Annotated in this window: 13 protein-coding genes and 1 tRNA gene; 11 read left to right on the forward strand and 3 right to left on the reverse strand. The window is 56.3% G+C overall.

What is annotated here, in order from left to right; genetic code table 11:
- Positions 1 to 15 precede the first annotated feature (15 nt).
- Positions 16 to 888 (forward strand): phosphonate ABC transporter, permease protein PhnE, encoded by an 873-nt coding sequence (phnE, locus tag KB890_RS09060; RefSeq protein ID WP_004196985.1) that lies wholly within the window; start codon positions 16 to 18, stop codon positions 886 to 888.
- Positions 885 to 1,769: a phosphonate ABC transporter, permease protein PhnE gene (phnE, locus tag KB890_RS09065; protein ID WP_004178709.1), complete on the forward strand. Its 885-nt coding sequence runs from the start codon at positions 885 to 887 to the stop codon at positions 1,767 to 1,769. The genes phnE (KB890_RS09060) and phnE (KB890_RS09065) overlap by 4 nt, the downstream gene beginning before the upstream one ends.
- Before the next feature lie 626 nt (positions 1,770 to 2,395).
- Here phnE (KB890_RS09065) and KB890_RS09070 read toward each other — a convergent pair.
- Together KB890_RS09070 and KB890_RS09075 are read right to left on the reverse strand one after the other, a co-directional pair.
- On the reverse strand, positions 2,396 to 3,061 hold the full coding sequence (locus KB890_RS09070; RefSeq protein WP_004177299.1) for an HAD family hydrolase: 666 nt from the start codon (positions 3,059 to 3,061) through the stop codon (positions 2,396 to 2,398).
- A gap of 95 nt (positions 3,062 to 3,156) precedes the next feature.
- Complete coding sequence (locus tag KB890_RS09075; RefSeq protein WP_004178708.1) at positions 3,157 to 4,026, reverse strand: DMT family transporter; 870 nt, start codon at positions 4,024 to 4,026, stop codon at positions 3,157 to 3,159.
- Positions 4,027 to 4,438: 412 nt separating this feature from the next.
- On the opposite strand from KB890_RS09075, the gene KB890_RS09080 reads away from it, so the two are divergent.
- Positions 4,439 to 5,005, forward strand: a complete 567-nt coding sequence (locus tag KB890_RS09080; protein ID WP_020324135.1) for an NlpC/P60 family protein — start codon at positions 4,439 to 4,441, stop codon at positions 5,003 to 5,005.
- A 45-nt stretch (positions 5,006 to 5,050) separates the two neighbouring features.
- Here KB890_RS09080 and phoE read toward each other — a convergent pair whose 3' ends face one another.
- On the reverse strand, positions 5,051 to 6,103 hold the full coding sequence (gene phoE, locus KB890_RS09085; protein WP_004144576.1) for a phosphoporin PhoE: 1,053 nt from the start codon (positions 6,101 to 6,103) through the stop codon (positions 5,051 to 5,053).
- Positions 6,104 to 6,392: 289 nt separating this feature from the next.
- Between phoE and proB the strand changes: the two genes are divergently transcribed.
- The 8 genes from proB (at position 6,393) to KB890_RS09125 (ending at position 16,589) form a co-directional block, all read left to right on the forward strand.
- Complete coding sequence (gene proB / locus KB890_RS09090) at positions 6,393 to 7,496, forward strand: glutamate 5-kinase (protein ID WP_004144574.1); 1,104 nt, start codon at positions 6,393 to 6,395, stop codon at positions 7,494 to 7,496.
- A 10-nt stretch (positions 7,497 to 7,506) separates the two neighbouring features.
- Positions 7,507 to 8,760 (forward strand): glutamate-5-semialdehyde dehydrogenase, encoded by a 1,254-nt coding sequence (proA, locus tag KB890_RS09095; RefSeq protein WP_004147253.1) that lies wholly within the window; start codon positions 7,507 to 7,509, stop codon positions 8,758 to 8,760.
- A 113-nt stretch (positions 8,761 to 8,873) separates the two neighbouring features.
- Positions 8,874 to 8,949: transfer RNA gene (locus KB890_RS09100), tRNA-Thr, on the forward strand.
- A 310-nt stretch (positions 8,950 to 9,259) separates the two neighbouring features.
- Positions 9,260 to 9,460 carry a helix-turn-helix domain-containing protein gene (locus KB890_RS27800; RefSeq protein WP_071604873.1) on the forward strand — a complete coding sequence of 67 codons (201 nt, stop codon included), beginning with the start codon at positions 9,260 to 9,262 and terminating at the stop codon, positions 9,458 to 9,460.
- A gap of 275 nt (positions 9,461 to 9,735) precedes the next feature.
- Positions 9,736 to 10,005 carry a hypothetical protein gene (locus KB890_RS09110; protein ID WP_223178539.1) on the forward strand — a complete coding sequence of 90 codons (270 nt, stop codon included), beginning with the start codon at positions 9,736 to 9,738 and terminating at the stop codon, positions 10,003 to 10,005.
- The gene (locus KB890_RS09115; protein ID WP_020323953.1) at positions 10,002 to 11,771 is read left to right on the forward strand and encodes a DNA primase family protein; all 1,770 of its coding nucleotides are present in this window, start codon (positions 10,002 to 10,004) and stop codon (positions 11,769 to 11,771) included. The genes KB890_RS09110 and KB890_RS09115 overlap by 4 nt, the downstream gene beginning before the upstream one ends.
- A 542-nt stretch (positions 11,772 to 12,313) precedes the next feature.
- Positions 12,314 to 13,096: a HamA C-terminal domain-containing protein gene (locus KB890_RS09120; protein WP_020323947.1), complete on the forward strand. Its 783-nt coding sequence runs from the start codon at positions 12,314 to 12,316 to the stop codon at positions 13,094 to 13,096.
- A complete protein-coding gene (locus tag KB890_RS09125; protein WP_020323939.1) occupies positions 13,083 to 16,589 on the forward strand; it encodes a DEAD/DEAH box helicase in 3,507 nt (1,168 codons plus the stop codon). Before KB890_RS09120 ends, KB890_RS09125 begins: the two co-directional genes overlap by 14 nt.
- The last annotated feature ends 67 nt before the right edge of the window (positions 16,590 to 16,656 follow it).

Consider the following 16,656-nt stretch of genomic DNA (forward strand, 5'->3'; position numbering starts at 1 on the left):
GAAGATCCCCGACGCATGAAGACGACCCACACCGAATTTGAACGCTATTACCAGCAGGTACGCTCGCGGCAAAAGCGCGATGCCGTCTGCTGGTCGCTGCTGCTGCTGGCGCTCTATTTTGCCGCCGGCAGCGCCGCGGAATTTAATCTGCTGACTATCTGGCACTCGCTGCCCCATTTCTTTGACTATATGGCAGAGACCATTCCGCCCCTGAGCGCCGGCAACCTGTTCGCCGATGTGCAGACCAAAGGGTCGCTGGCCTGGTGGGGCTATCGCCTGCCGATCCAGCTGCCGCTGATCTGGGAAACCCTGCAGCTGGCGCTGGCCTCGACCCTGGTGGCAGTCGCCATCGCCACGGTTTTCGCGTTTCTTGCCGCCAATAACGCCTGGTCCCCGGCGCCGGTGCGCTTTGCCATTCGCGTGCTGGTAGCCTTTTTGCGCACCATGCCCGAGCTGGCGTGGGCGGTGATCTTTGTGATGGCGTTCGGCATCGGCGCGATCCCGGGCTTTCTGGCGCTGATGCTTCACACCGTCGGCAGCCTGACCAAACTGTTTTACGAGGCGGTGGAAAGCGCGCAAAACAAACCGGTACGCGGCCTGGCGGCCTGCGGCGCGTCCCCGCTGCAGAAAATTCGCTTCGCCCTCTGGCCGCAGGTGAAACCGCTGTTTCTCTCCTATGGCTTTATGCGGCTTGAAATCAACTTCCGCTCGTCGACCATTCTCGGGCTGGTGGGCGCGGGCGGCATCGGTCAGGAGCTGATGACCAACATCAAGCTCGACCGCTACGATCAGGTGAGCATCACCCTGCTGCTGATCATTCTGGTGGTGTCGGCGCTGGACATGCTGTCCGGTCGTCTGCGCCTGCGGGTACTGGAGGGTAAGAAATGAGCGTCTGGCACATGCAACCGGATCTCGCCGCCAGCCGGCGGCAGCATAAGCAGCTCTATCAGGTCCAGGGGCGCTACCTGCTCTACGTCGGGCTGGTGGCGCTAGCCTGCGTGCTCTATTACGTCTGGTTTTTTCTGCAGTTTGGCATCAGCGGCGAGCAGCTGACCACCGGCCTGCAGCAGATTGGCCGCTACCTGGCGCGGATGTTCGTCTGGCACGACTTCTGGAACTGGCCGTTCGGCTATTACTTTACGCAAATCGGCGTCACCCTGGCCATCGTCTTCGCCGGGACGCTGACCGCCACGGTGCTGGCGCTGCTGCTCTCCTTCTTCGCCGCCCGCAACATCATGCGCGGCGTGGTGCTGGGGACCCTCGCCCTGCTGATGCGCCGCCTGTTTGATGTGCTGCGCGGGATCGACATGGCTATCTGGGGGCTGATTTTCGTGCGTGCGGTCGGCCTCGGGCCGCTGGCAGGGGTGCTGGCGATCATCATGCAGGACACCGGCCTGCTGGGACGGCTGTACGCGGAAGGTCACGAAGCCGTGGACCGATCTCCCGGGCGCGGGCTGACCGCCGTGGGCGCGAATGGCCTGCAAAAGCATCGCTTTGGCATTTTTACCCAGTCGTTCCCGACCTTCCTCGCGCTGAGCCTGTATCAGATTGAATCCAACACCCGCTCCGCGGCGGTGCTGGGCTTCGTCGGCGCCGGCGGTATCGGGCTTATCTATGCCGAGAATATGCGTCTGTGGAACTGGGATGTGGTGATGTTTATCACCCTGCTGCTGGTGGCGGTGGTGATGATCATGGACACCCTTTCCGCCTGGCTGCGCCGTCGTTATATCGGCGGCGCCGCGGTGCCGCTGTATCAGGGCGGACGCTAGCGCACATTTGCGCCGGATGGCGGCTGCTCCTTACCCGGCCTACAGCCCCAAATCACCGCTGGCGCAGGGGCTGCTGAAACTGCCGGTGCTGGCGGCCTCAACATCGCTGAGACGTTCCCGGAAGGCCGGGGCAGCCCGCATGGATGCGGGCTGAGGGCCGTGTTTTGCAGGGACGCTGCCTCGGCCCGACCCGAAGCCTGCAGGGATAAGTCGAAGGCACCACGCAGTGGCGATGTTGCTGGCCGGAGCCCGGGGGTACAGGGGGCGGCGGCGACTGGCCGCCCCCTGTGCGCTCCCAGCGCCATGAGTGACATAGCGCAGAAAAAATATTGGGAGCGCAATCTGTCCGGAAATAACATAGAAGTTGTAGCCCTGCCAGGCGCTGTATGCACAGGGAAATTTACGCTTGTACCGTTATTCCGCCGGGTGGCGGCTGCGCCTTACCCGGCCTACTCGTCAGGCTCCGACTGTCTCCAGGCCCGGTAAGCGCAGCGCCACCGGGCGATAGCATCAGGCACGGAGCTGCATTTATGCCGGGTGGCGGCTGGCGCCTTACCCGCCCTACAGGGTTTATCCGGACTGGGACGACTGAACCCACAGGCCTGTAGAAAAATTTATCCGCTCCGCTATTCCAGCCGCCAGCTCAGCACCGGCCAGCCGTATCCGGCACCGGCCGCCTGCAGCTGCGGACAGGGATTGACCAGCCGCACGCGATCCGCATGCAGGCACAGCGGCAGATCGTTAATGGAATCGGTATAGAACGTCACCTCGCCGTCATACTGCGGATGCGCCTCGCGCCACTGCGCCAGACGCGCCACCTTCCCCTGCTGATAGCTGGGGATCCCGGTGATTTCACCGCTGTAGCCGCCGTCGACCATCGCCACGTCAATACCCAGCGCCTGATCGATCTCCAGCGCGGCGGCCACCGCCTGCACCAGCAGGCTAACCGAGGCGGAGATAATCAGCATCTGCTCTCCCTCGGCCCGCAGACGACGAATGAGCTCCCACGCCTGCGGATAGACCCGGGGCAGGATCGCCTCGCGCACGCAGCGGGCCACCAGCGCGTCAACGTCCGACTTCGGTATTCCGGCCAGCGGCGCCTGGATCAGGGCCACATAATCGGCGATATTCATCTCTCCCCGGTCATAATCCGCCATTAGCCGCGCCTCGCGGGCAAGATACCCCTTCTGCGTCGCCAGCCCTTCGCGAACCATAAACTGGCTCCAGACCGTACTGCTATCGCCCTGTATCAGGGTGTTATCGAGATCAAAAATCGTCAGCGTGTTGCCCATGGTACTTTCCCTTACTGGTCAAAATAAGCTGCCGGGAGCATGCGTAAAAAAGATGACAGGAAAATGAACCGGACGCCGCAGCGCCCGGCTCGCCATCAGCCGGCGCGGACCTTCGCGGTGCGGAACACCAGCACGATCCCGCCGACGATCGCCATCATACCGATCATCGCCGCCGCCGGCAGTCGGTTGCCCAGCAGCAGATAATCCAGCAGCGCCGTGATCGCTGGCACCAGATAAAAGAGGCTGGTGACATTGACGATATTTCCCGCGCTCAGCAGACGGTACAGCAGTAGCTGGGCGACCACCGAAATCAGCAGCCCGAGAAACAGCACCGGAATAATCAACCCGGCGTTAACGGTAAACTGGAAGCCGCTGACCGGGGCAATCAGCAGGCACAGCCCCAGACTAACGGCATACTGCAGCGGCAGGACATCCGCCGGCGCCTGACGGCTGCGCTTTTGCCACAGCGCACCAAAGGTCATCAGCAGCAGCGCCGCCAGCGCAAACAGGATCCCCACCGTCGCCATCGGCGAGGCCGCCAGGCTGCGCCACACCAATAGCACCAGCCCCGCCAGGGCAAGCAGCAGTCCTGACAGCCGCCGCCCCTGCAGGCGGCGCTCCACCACGCAAAGCGTAAGGATGGGCTGGATCCCCATGATGGTGGCGATAAGTCCCGGCGTCACGCCGTTGGCCATCGCCTCGAAGTAACAGACCGAATAGCCGCCAATCAGCATCAGACCGGTGGCAGCTGTCTGCAGGCGGGTGCCCGGCGCGGGCAGCCAGCGCCGACGGACGATAGCCAGCGGCGCCAGCGCGACCAGGGCAACCAGAAAACGAAAGACCAGCAGCGCCATCGGCGAGGCGTTATCCAGTCCCCAGCGGGTGAAGATGGCCGCGCTGCCCCACAGCAGCACAAAAAGGGCCGTTGTCGCCTGCGAGGCGAGCAGAGAATAGCGAACGTACATAGCATGCTCCAGAACGTCAAACACAAGGTATCAAGCGTCATACCGGCAGGTAAGCGCCTGCTAAAGACGGCGTTAAGCGCCGAAAACTACCCGGTCTGGAGGGGGAGGCGGTGGGCAGAGCGTGGCGAAGCGATGATGAGGCGCAGACGTCATCCACCCCGCGTCGAAAGCGGCGCCGGGCAAAGTCTCGCTAGAGATGGCGTAATGCGTCATGGAATGCCTCGTGAAATGTTCCTGTCAGCATCCTGGCATAGACCGTTGCGAAGTGACAACTGCCCTTTATGGCTGATCCATCCCGAGGTTGTTTATTTTTAATCGTAAATAAACGTAAAGGCGGCCTCGGCTTATTCAGCCGTGGTTTTTAATCGGCTATAAAACAAAGCAGTCTGCTTGCTACTTCGAAAATAACGATATGAAGCCAAAACTGACGCATGCTCTCTTTTTAATTCCTTTTTTGTTGTTGGCAGGATGCACCTCCTCACCGAAACAGGCAAAGAACACAAAATCTCATGCGGATATGACCATTGACGGCGGATCGGACGATCTGATCCCGGTGGTGGCGGCCCTGCATGATCAGATGCACACCTGGCAGGGAACCCCCTATGAATGGGGCGGTACTGAACAAAGCGGCGTCGACTGCTCGGGTTTCGTCTGGCGCACGCTGAAGGATCGCTTTAATCTGCCGATGGAGCGGATCACCACCCGCGAGCTGCTGCACATGGGCGTGCGGGTCAATAAGCGGGATTTACGTCCCGGCGATCTGGTGTTCTTCCGCACCCGGGCCGGGATGCACGTTGGCTTTTACGATACCGATCATAATTTCCTTCACGCCTCGAGCAGCCAGGGCGTGATGCGCTCTTCGCTGGACAACCCTTACTGGGAATCGGCGTTCTATCAGGCGCGTCGTCTGCCGAAGGAGTATAACGCGCAGATCACCATGAACAGCGACACCCTGCATCTGGCGAAGAATCGCCGCTAAAAAAAAAGCCGCAGCCAGGGCTGCGGCGGGTGGTTCTGCGGTTAATCAGAACTGGTAGGTCATACCCAGCGCGACGATGTCGTCATCGTTGATGCCGAGTTTGTTATCGCTTTTCAGCTGGTTGATTTTGTAATCCACGAAGGCGTTCATGTTTTTGTTGAAGTAGTAGGTCAGGCCCACGTCGATGTAGTTAACCAGATCTTCACTCCCCACCCCTTCGATATCCTTCCCTTTCGACAGCACATAGCCGAGGGACGGACGCAGACCGAAGTCGAACTGATACTGCGCCACCGCTTCAAAGTTCTGCGCTTTGTTGGCAAAGCCGCCGCTGATCGGGGTCATCTTGCGGGTTTCAGAGTACATGGTCGCCAGGTAGATATTGTTGGCGTCATATTTCAGGCCGGTCGCCCAGGCTTCCGCTTTCGAACCCTGGCCGCGGGCCAGCAGGTTCTGATCGTTGGTACGGTCGGAGCTGGTGTAGGCTGCGCTGACGGCGAAGTCGCTGCCGCCGAAATCATAGCTTAACGAGGTGCCGACGCCGTCGCCGTTCTGTTTCTTCGCTTCACGGCCTTCGTTTTTACCCTGGTACTGCAGGGTCAGATCCAGGCCATCCACCAGACCGAAGAAGTCGGTGTTGCGGTAGGTCGCCAGGCCGCTGGCGCGCTTGGTCATAAAGTTATCGGTCTGGGCAGAGGAATCGCCGCCGAATTCCGGGAACATATCGGTCCAGGCTTCCACGTCGTACAGGGCGCCAAGGTTACGACCGTAATCGAAGGAGCCGTAGTTCTTCAGCTTCACGCCGGCGAACGCCAGACGGGTTTTCTGGCTGGAGTCGCTCTCGGTTTTGTTACCGGAGAATTCAGATTCCCAACGGCCATAGCCGGTCAGGTCGTCGTTAATCTGCGTTTCGCCTTTAATACCGAAACGCACGTAGGTCTGATCGCCATCCTTGCTGTCATAGTCGCTGAAATAGTGCATGGCTTTGATCTTGCCGTACACATCCAGCTTGTTCGCGTTCTTATTATAAACTTCCGCTGCCTGCGTCGCTGTTGAAGCCACAAAGCCCATCATCATTAATGCCAGAGTACTCTTTTTCATTATTCAGTCCTGGTGATTTATTTATACGCGCTATTCAATTGCGGGCGCTCGCCCATCAAAAACTGGAGGTTTTTTAACGCCGGGATATTAAATATTTATGACAAGATGGAACTTTTTATAAAAAAGGGTATTTAAATGTATCTGACATATTTTTGTCACATTCCCTCTCCAGAATGCCCGATCCCGCGCAATAAAATGGCGCGCCCGCCGCCCCGGGTGTTGGCAAGCGGGCCGACTCCTGCTACAACATCAGCTCGATATCGATATTCCTTTTGAACGGCAGAGAATCATGAGTGAAAGCCAGACGCTGGTGGTAAAACTGGGCACCAGTGTTTTAACAGGCGGGTCCCGTCGCCTGAACCGCGCCCATATCGTCGAGCTTGTGCGCCAGTGCGCACAGTTGCACGCCATGGGACACCGTATTGTCATCGTGACCTCCGGGGCCATTGCCGCCGGGCGCGAGCACCTTGGTTACCCGGAACTGCCCGCCACCATCGCCTCCAAGCAGCTGCTGGCGGCGGTGGGACAAAGCCGTCTGATCCAGCTGTGGGAACAGCTGTTTTCTATCTATGGCATTCACGTTGGCCAGATGCTGCTGACCCGCGCCGACATGGAAGACAGAGAACGGTTCCTCAACGCCCGCGACACTCTGCGCGCGCTGCTGGATAACAGCATCGTCCCGGTCATTAACGAAAACGACGCCGTCGCAACCGCGGAAATCAAAGTGGGCGATAACGACAATCTCTCCGCGCTGGCCGCGATCCTCGCCGGGGCGGATAAGCTGCTGCTGTTAACCGACCAGCCAGGCCTGTTCACCGCCGACCCGCGCAGCAACCCGCAGGCGGAGCTGATTAAAGACGTCTACGGCATCGACGACGCGCTGCGCGCCATCGCCGGTGATAGCGTCTCCGGACTTGGCACCGGCGGCATGGGCACCAAGCTGCAGGCCGCGGACGTCGCCTGCCGGGCGGGGATTGATACCATCATCGCCGCCGGGAACCGCCCGGACGTCATCGGCCATGCGATGGCAGGCCTGCCGGTAGGTACCTGCTTCCACGCCCAGGAGTCTCCGCTGGAGAACCGTAAGCGCTGGATCTTCGGCGCGCCGCCAGCGGGGGAAATCACCGTCGATGCGGGCGCGACCCAGGCGATCCTCGAAAGAGGCAGCTCGCTGTTGCCAAAAGGGATCAAAATCGTCAGCGGCAACTTCTCCCGCGGCGAAGTGATCCGCATCCGCAATAGCGAAGGACGCGACATCGCTCACGGCGTCAGCCGCTACAACAGCGATGCGCTGCGCCTTATCGCCGGCCAGCACTCGCAGCAAATCGATGCCATTCTGGGCTATGAATACGGCCCGGTGGCCGTCCACCGCGATGATATGATCATCCGTTAAGGAGCTGAAAATGCTGGAACAAATGGGCATTGCCGCCAAAGCGGCCTCCTGGCAGCTGGCGTTACTCTCCAGCCGGGAAAAGAATCAGGTACTGGAAAAGATCGCCGATTATCTGGAAGCGCAGACCGACGATATTCTGCGCGCCAACGCGGAAGATTTAGCCGAAGCTCGCGCCAATGGCCTGAGTGAAGCGATGCTCGATCGCCTCGCGCTGACCCCGGCGCGTCTGAGCGGCATCGCCAGCGATGTGCGCCAGGTGTGCAATCTGGCCGATCCGGTCGGCCAGGTGATCGACGGCGGGCTGCTGGACAGCGGTCTGCGTATTGAACGTCGCCGCGTCCCGCTGGGGGTGATTGGCGTGATTTATGAAGCGCGTCCTAACGTGACGGTCGACGTCGCCTCCCTGTGCCTGAAAACCGGCAACGCGGCGATCCTGCGCGGCGGGAAAGAGACCTGGCGCACCAACGCCGCCACGGTGAAGGTGATCCAGCAGGCGCTGCAGGAGTGCGGTCTGCCGGCCGCCGCGGTACAGGCTATCGAGAGCCCGGATCGCGCGCTGGTGGGCGAAATGCTGAAGATGGATAAATACATCGATATGCTGATCCCTCGCGGCGGCGCGGGCCTGCACAAGCTGTGCCGTGAGCAGTCAACGATCCCGGTGATCACCGGTGGGATTGGCGTGTGCCATATCTTCGTGGATGAAACCGCCGAGATCGCCCCCGCGCTGAAGATCATCGTCAACGCCAAGACCCAGCGGCCGAGCACCTGCAATACCGTGGAAACGCTGCTGGTGCACCGCAACATCGCCGATACCTTCCTGCCGGCGTTGAGCAAGCAGATGGCCGAGAGCGGCGTCACCCTGCACGCCGCCCCTTCCGCCCTCCCCGCGCTGCAAAACGGCCCAGCGAAGGTCGAGCCGGTGAAAGCGGAGCAGTATGACGACGAGTATCTGTCGCTGGATCTAAACGTCAAAGTGGTGGCTGATATGGACGAGGCTATCGCCCATATCCGCGAACATGGCACCCAGCACTCCGACGCCATCCTGACCCGCACCCTGCGTAACGCCAACCGCTTTATCAATGAAGTGGACTCTTCCGCGGTATATGTGAACGCCTCCACGCGCTTCACCGACGGCGGCCAGTTCGGCCTCGGCGCGGAAGTGGCGGTCAGCACCCAGAAGCTGCACGCCCGCGGCCCGATGGGGCTGGAAGCGTTAACCACCTATAAGTGGATTGGTTTCGGCGACGATACCATTCGTGCGTAAATGAGAACGGGCGATGCAAAAATAGGCAGTTGATTCCACTGGCTATTGACGCATCGCCCGCTAAGTTCTAACCTTTTGCCTCGTGATTCACGCTCGTGAACACCTCTTGCAGGGCCGATATAGCTCAGTTGGTAGAGCAGCGCATTCGTAATGCGAAGGTCGTAGGTTCGACTCCTATTATCGGCACCATTAAATCAATAAGTTACGATAAATCCTCTCGTTAATTTCATTAACTATTTCTTTCATGTAAGCACTTTGTAAGCACCCGCGCCGTATGTCAATCAACGCTATTCTGGCGTTTTCCCTACCTCAAATTGTTACCTTATCCATGGTGGTTTAATCCCGTATATCTGGGTAGATTTAACTTTCTCCATTAATAACTGTATAAAAATCAATTAATAAAAAAGTCTACCCATGGTCCAGGGTTTACTCCACCCATGGTTCTCATTGTCTACTCACATCGCTCTCAATACTTCCCAACAGTAAGGAACTCTGAACGATGCCAGACTCATTACAACCTCAAGAAGCATTTGCAACACGCCAGATATTAACAACTAATGAAGCCGCCGACTTCCTAGGGCTGAAACCGCAGACGCTACGTTGCTGGGCGTGCTATGGCAAAGGACCGATAAGCCCAGTAAGAATTGGTAATCGCCTGCGCTGGAGGTTGTCGGACTTAGAGAAACTGGTCAGTAAATGAAACGTTATAGGCAGGGATGGGGATAATTCCCATCCTCTTGCGGATATAAACGTCAGCTCATAACTCGTTATCATTTCTAAACTATTTTCCCAGATTTAATTATGAACAAATTAAATAGGCACGATATCGGGCCGTGGCACGCTCACGCCCAAAAACTACATCAAGGGGAGTCGCCTACGGCTCAAAGAGACTTCCTGGAAGCTATTCATGTAAGCCTATCGCAACATGATGAGTTGGTGAAACGCGTAAAATCGCTGGAGCTTGCATTAGCAGCCATGCAAAACAGAGAGGCCATCCCTGAAGGGATGGCTCCTTTAATCATGCTGGCAACAGAAATAGGGATATCCACCAGCAAGGCAGAAGCATTAGCACAGAACAGTGGCGTAATGATGCTTCGGCAAAAGGCCGGAGTTATTGTCCATGAAGTCAAATTCAGGGAGGCAGCACTGAACGTCATTCGCGAGGCAAAGCGAAAATACGGTAGTAAATACTGGTTCCACCCTCTGATCGGTAAGTTCACCATGACCAGGAGACCTCAAGCATGACAGCAGAGATGCAAATGCAGGAAGTTATGTCTGATGCGCTTTACAGCTGCCTATATCGCTGGGTGAATGGCCATCAGGTTGAACGGGAAGATGCCGAACTGGCGATGAAACAACATCAGGACTCCACTACCCGGTATGGTCAGTTGACAAAGGAACTTTACCGACTAGTGGATAGCAACCAAACTACTTACGAGTGGTTATGCGATAAGGGACTATTGGCAACGGATACCAGAAAACAGCGCGAATATCGCATGGCACTGGTAGCCAATATCATCGGCCCCGACAACCTGAAGGTTCTATTGTGCGACGCCCCCCGGATTAACCGGGTGTTTCCCGCTTCTACAATATTGCCGGATACCTTGTCCACATCGCCTGAAGAATGGTTGAGAATGGCAGTTACCGACCTCTCTCGTATGGGAGCAAGCCAGCGCGGAGAAGTGCTCATGGCACGTTACAACGACGCGTTGGCGATACATGCCGATTCCGATATCGTTCACTGTTATAACGGCGTGGTATGGGGGCCTGTGTCTGATAAAGAGCTACAACGAACAATGGCGCAGATCTTTATTGATGCGAAAACTGCCTATTCGCAGAACGGTATTAAGTCAGCGGTCGAAACCATGAAGTTAAGCCTACCTGTTATGGGGATTACAGCCCGTAATCTCATTGGGTTCAGTAATGGGGTATTTGATACCCGTTCCGCTCAATTTCGTGAGCACAACAAGGATGACTGGCTTCTGATTGCAAGCGAATTACCATTCAGTGCTCAGGTGGAAGGTGAAAGGCTGGATACCCATGCCCCAAACCTCTGGAAATGGTTGAGTCGTTCTGTCGGTAACAACAACCGGAAAGCGGATCGCGTATTAGCGGCGCTGTTTATGGTGCTGGCTAATCGTTACGACTGGCAACTTTTTCTTGAGGTTACTGGTCCTGGGGGTAGTGGTAAGAGCGTTTTCGCGGAAATATGCACAATGCTGGCGGGAAAAGTCAACACGGTTTCAGCTGGTATGAAGGCGCTTGAGGATTCGCGGGATCGTGCGCTGGTGGTTGGTTACTCGCTGATTATCCTGCCAGATATGACGCGTTATGCCGGTGATGGCGCGGGCATCAAGGCGATAACCGGCGGGGACAAGGTATCTATCGATCCGAAACATAAGGCACCGTACTCCACTCGCATCTCTGCGGTAGTACTGGCAGTCAACAATAATGCTATGTCATTTAGCGATCGCAGCGGAGGTATTTCCCGGCGCCGGGTGATTTTCAATTTTTCCGAAGTTGTGCCGGAAAATGAACGTGATCCGATGCTGGTCAAAAAAATAGAAGCCGAGTTGGCGATCGTAATTCGTTATCTACTGTTCAAGTTTGCTGATCAAGATGAAGCAAAGCGGTTACTGTATGAACAACAGAAATCTGAGGAAGCTTTGGTTATTAAACGTGAAGGGGATTCACTGGTGGACTTTTGCGGCTACCTGATAACATCAGTTGTCTGTGACGGCATGTTTATTGGGAACGCTGAAATTATGCCGTCTAACCCACGTCGTTACCTGTACCACGCTTACCTTACCTATATGCGGGCCAATGGGCTTAGCAAGCCGATATCGCTTACCAGGTTCGGTACAGATATGCCGGGAGCAATGGCGGAATATGACAAGACGTACCAGAGGCACAGGACAAAACAAGGATTGCGGTCAAACGTTATGTTGAACGAAGACTCGAAAGAATGGATGCCCTCATGTGACTCGACTCAAAATAAAGTTTATAGGTGAAGTGTTCACCACTATTCATCCTGTTGAAAATCTATTAATAATAGTGAGTTAACGGATGAATATTTTTTATTAACTATTCATTAAATATTCACCTGTTCACCTTATTCCTTATTCCTTATTATCTAATAAGGTGAAGTGTTAAGGTGAACAGTAGTGAAAGCTTGAAGATGAAGCCATCATCACTTAATCCAATGAAAACAAATAAGAAAAATTTAAAGGTGAACAGGTGAGCCTGTCTTTTTAATTTTTATAGCGGAGTTAATGGGATCGACTGCTACAACAATGCAGTGTTGCTGGAGAAAGAGGGCGTGTTCAGAGTTCCGTGTCATTACAGTGTCATCACGCTATTCAGTTGGCTATCAGGTTATGACGCTGAGACATATCTGCCGGGGTATTGAGAGGTATCGGCCAACGATCAGGTGGATTGAGGATAAACTGTTGCATTGAAAATGCGGTGTTTTTCTTGGTACTGATAGCGATGTGTGAGTATCGTAGGTCAAGTGAATCACGCGGTAAATCATGGAAACTTTAGGGGGAGCATAGTGGGGCTATACGAGAAGTGGTGTGACTCAACCAAAGAACAGGAACAGCGCAAGTATTACTGGATCTATGTCGAAAAGGATGGTGGCCGCGACGATATCCGCGATGACCTTGCTGAGATTATCCGTTCCCATTACGACCGACTCGAACGTATCGTCGAGGACGTAAGTCGGCTCGGATACAAGGTAGCCGCAAAAATCCTCAGCGAAGCTATGCCTCAGACGTCCAGAAGTCGCTCAGGCGATCTTGGCGAGATTCTTGCGACAGAGTTGGTTGAGGAAGAGATCGGCCTGCGTGTTCCTGTACGCCGTCTCCGCTATAAGGACGGCCGCAACATGGCTATGCGCGGCGACGACTTTATTGGTGCCGGATATGACGGTAATGGCGAGAAGCTCTGGCTTCTTAAAGGCGAAGCTAAAAGTAACAGGGTGCTGGGTAAAGCTACGGTCACGAGCGCTCGCAAGGTACTCAACCGCGATAATGGTCGTTGCACGCCTGATTCTCTGTTATTTGTTGCCAATAGGCTGTTGGAGAGTCAAGACCCTGATGACAACGAGCTAGGCCGCAGTCTCCGTGACGAAGTAGGCCTGAAGTTGCTTCCCGCCGACCGTATTGATCACATGCTCTTTACTATGTCGGGCAACGGGCCCCACGCGTCACTAAAAAAGGATCTCGATGCCACGAGCACCAATCGAGACCATTACGTCGTGAATATCCATATCGAAGATCACCAGGATTTCATCGCAGCCATGTATCAAGAGGCGGAAGACCTTGGAGACGATTGACGAACTGACCTCATTCCTTGCGGCCGCAACCGCCGATGGCATCCTTAGCCGTCTCCTCTATCGTGGTACGGCTTGGTCGTTGATGCGCAGGGAAGGCGTACTACCACCGAATGCGCCGCAGTTCGGCGCGACAATCGAAACCGATCTTGCTGAACATGGCTTCGCCCTGCTGCGGGGCGCGATGGCCCTGCGTGCTCAGGCTGGGGCTTCGAATCTGACGAGTAAGGCATTCGAACGCGCAGCCAATGCTTTCGAGGCTCTTATTCGCAATGGTGATCCAGAGGCTCCAGGCCGCGGGTTCCACCGCACTATCGCCGCCGCGGCCTATCACTTGGCTGGCTTTTCTGCCGTCGCTTATTCGCTTTTCAACGAGATGTCACAGGATCTCAATGCATCACCGGGTGAGATGGCTATTCGACATCTAATCCTGCGCGATCTAGGCCAATTACGCACTTTTGTTCGCGGGTGGTTGGACGACGAGACTCACGACGATGAACAGATTGCCGAAGTGCTACGGGGAGAAAACGGGGACATTGATGAGGTGTTAGCGACCATCCTCAATACTACAATCTGCAGAGCCTTGGCCCATTTTGACTTCGCACTCGAGACAGGTGAATCTGAGCCGATTGAGAAAGCACGGGCACTGCTCGCCGTAGCGGTTAGTCTGGCAGATAATTCGGAGAATGTTCCTTTGTGGTGGATCTCGAACCTCTGTCGCCACCTGATTGATGACCTTTGGCAGCATTCGCTACATCAGAATCTGCCGACCGAGCCGCCAGAGGGGGCAGAGGACAAATACCCAGACCTGCGTCAACTGTTTATCTCGTCGCTCTATGCGCGCAAGACTTCCGAGGTGGAGCTATGGCCGTCTCAATTGGAAGCGGCCCAGCGTTCCACGGACCTCACCGACGATTTGGTCGTCGCTTTGCCGACCAGCGCAGGCAAGACGCGGGTGGCCGAGATTGCCGTGCTGATGACTTTGTCTTCAGAACGGCGGGTGTTGATCGTCACGCCATTGCGTGCTTTGTCCGCCCAGACCGAGCGATCCTTCAGAAAGACCTTCGCGCCCCTCGGTTTTAGTGTTTCCTCGCTTTACGGTGCCAGCGGCCTTTCAACTGGCGATGAAGATGCCCTGCGTTCCCGCGAAATCGTCATCGCAACACCAGAGAAGCTCGACTTCGCCCTGCGAAGTGACCCATCCCTGATCGATGATGTCGGTCTGATCGTCCTCGATGAAGGGCACATGATCGGCCCGAGCGAGCGCGAAATCCGCTACGAAACGTTAGTGCAACGTCTGCTTCGACGCGCGGATGCGGGCGAACGTCGGATTGTTTGTCTCTCCGCTATTCTGCCAAGTGGCGACGAACTCGATGATCTCACCGCATGGATACGCTCCGACGAACCGGGTGAACCTGTGCGTTCCGACTGGCGCCCCACACGGCAGAGGTTTGGCGCGCTAATATGGAGGGGCGAGGATGCGCTGCTCCGGCTTGACCTCGATGACAATGGTCCGTTCCTCGACCAATTCGTCGTACGAAAACCGGCGCGGGGTCGGGAGAGGAAGCCCTATCCGCGCAAGAATTCGCATCTCGCCTTGTTCGTGGCGTGGGAATTCGCTGGACAGGGCAAGCGAACCCTGATCTTTTCCACCCAAGCAAATTGGGTCGAGAGCTACGGCAAACAGGTAGTGGACCTATGTAGGCGTGGCTATCTGGACTCGCTGTTGGGGGATAATGCGTTGATCGCACGCGCTTTGGAGGTCGGTAAGGAATGGTTGGGCGAAGACCATCCCGCCGTTGCCTGCTTGAGGGTCGGTGTTGCAATCCACCACGGGCGGCTGCCGAGCCCGTTCCTGCGTGAGGTGGAAGTTTTACTATCAGAGGGGGTGCTGAAGGTCATCGTCGCGTCGCCGACACTGTCGCAGGGACTCAATCTCAACGCCGCTGTCTTGTTAGTACCAACATTATATCGTGCATCTGAGAAGATTAAAGGCGAGGAATTCGCGAATGTGGCCGGGCGCGCTGGTCGCGCCTTCGTGGACGTCGAGGGCCTCATCGTCCATGTAATGTTCGACAAGATAAATTGGCGAAAGGAAGAATGGAGAGAGCTGGTCGTCTCTGCGAAGGCCCGCACACTGAAGAGCGGACTCATCCAGATTGTCGCCGAGATCCTTGTTCGGCTGTCTCGCGAAGGTGTCCTAGGTCGAGATGATGCTTGGGAATACCTCGCCAACGCCCGTGAGGCTTGGCGATCTCCCGTAGAAGAAACCGCTGTCGCTGAACGCCTAGCTGCTGGGGGCGAATACGAAGCTGGTGACGACGATGAAGGCGCTGATAGCGATGATGATAAGGAAGAAACCATTGACGAGGAGCCGCTCTCGCAGATCGTCGAACGTCTCGATGCAACCGTGTTCGGTCTGCTCGAGGCGCTTGATGCTGATCGCAACGACCTTCCAAAACTCTTGGATGACGCACTCAGAGGCTCACTTTGGGCCCGTCAGATCGCCCGCGAGGATGAGGACGTAATCCCACTGCATAAGAAGGTGTTTGAAGCGCGTGCCGCTCTCATCTGGAAGACCACCACGGCTCAGGCGCGACGGGGGCATTTTGCCATGGGCGTTGGACTTGAGGCTGGTCTCACCATTGACGCCATGGCTGACGAGTTAGCTGATCTCCTCGATCGTGCCGACGCTGCTGCGTTGAACGGTGACGTCAACGAACTTGTCGAAACCCTCGGTGGCCTTGGTGAACGTCTGCTGTTCATGAGACCCTTTGTTCCCGACAATGCGAACGCGCTGCCGACGAATTGGAAGGCCATCCTACGTAGTTGGGTGTCTGGCGAAGATGTTGTTAACATCGGACCGCAGAACATGCGGGTCGTTGAAGAGGCTTTCACCTATCGTTTGGTTTGGGCATTAGAAGCTGTCCGTGTCCGACGAATGTCTCTCGGCTGGTCGCCGGAAACGGTGGTTGGTGGCGCGGCAGCAGTTGTTGAAACAGGCGTCCCGCAATTCATGATGGCGATGTTGATCCGTGCAGGCCTTCCATCACGGCGCGCGGCTATGGCAGCGATCAAGTGTGCCAATCCTGTATTTGTAACTCCTTTTGAGATGCGAGCTTGGCTTGAATCCGACGAGATTACGGCCTATACCGTCGCAGGCGACTGGCCAACACCTGACACGGCCTCGCTATGGGCACATTTCCGAACCGAAGCCCTCAGAGCAGGCATTCAAAAATGGTCTGTTGAACATTATAAGCGTCTGCTTGATACCGAGACTGCCCCTATTGCTGGTCTTTATCGGATCGTCACTGACGAGGGGGACGGACGGACTTGGCTGGCGACGCCAGACTATTCGCGGATTGCCGCATTCAAAAAGTCGGCGGTTGACCCCAAGCCCAGCCTGTTCTCGGGCCGCGTGCCCGGCAACACCAGGCTGGTGGACGTATTGCGAATTGGCCGCGGAAAGCTCCGCTGGCCACCTGCTGATGCATAATACTGGAAGGAAAGTATGTTCTAACTGAGGGTAATAGCCCAGAATCACGTCCCTTTGTTAGAGGAAG

It is taken from the genome of Klebsiella sp. P1954 (genome assembly GCF_018199955.1).
In the GTDB taxonomy this organism is placed as follows: Bacteria; Pseudomonadota; Gammaproteobacteria; order Enterobacterales; family Enterobacteriaceae; genus Klebsiella; species Klebsiella pneumoniae.

Coding starts and splice junctions, on each gene's coding strand:
- KB890_RS09080 (WP_020324135.1), top strand. CDS start 4,439: ATGAAGCCAAAACTGACGCATGCTCTCTTTTTAATTCCTTTTTTGTTG.
- KB890_RS09075 (WP_004178708.1), bottom strand. CDS start 4,026: ATGTACGTTCGCTATTCTCTGCTCGCCTCGCAGGCGACAACGGCCCTT.
- phoE (WP_004144576.1), bottom strand. CDS start 6,103: ATGAAAAAGAGTACTCTGGCATTAATGATGATGGGCTTTGTGGCTTCA.
- KB890_RS09110 (WP_223178539.1), top strand. CDS start 9,736: ATGCAAAACAGAGAGGCCATCCCTGAAGGGATGGCTCCTTTAATCATG.
- phnE (WP_004178709.1), top strand. CDS start 885: ATGAGCGTCTGGCACATGCAACCGGATCTCGCCGCCAGCCGGCGGCAG.
- KB890_RS09070 (WP_004177299.1), bottom strand. CDS start 3,061: ATGGGCAACACGCTGACGATTTTTGATCTCGATAACACCCTGATACAG.
- proA (WP_004147253.1), top strand. CDS start 7,507: ATGCTGGAACAAATGGGCATTGCCGCCAAAGCGGCCTCCTGGCAGCTG.
- KB890_RS27800 (WP_071604873.1), top strand. CDS start 9,260: ATGCCAGACTCATTACAACCTCAAGAAGCATTTGCAACACGCCAGATA.
- proB (WP_004144574.1), top strand. CDS start 6,393: ATGAGTGAAAGCCAGACGCTGGTGGTAAAACTGGGCACCAGTGTTTTA.
- KB890_RS09115 (WP_020323953.1), top strand. CDS start 10,002: ATGACAGCAGAGATGCAAATGCAGGAAGTTATGTCTGATGCGCTTTAC.
- phnE (WP_004196985.1), top strand. CDS start 16: ATGAAGACGACCCACACCGAATTTGAACGCTATTACCAGCAGGTACGC.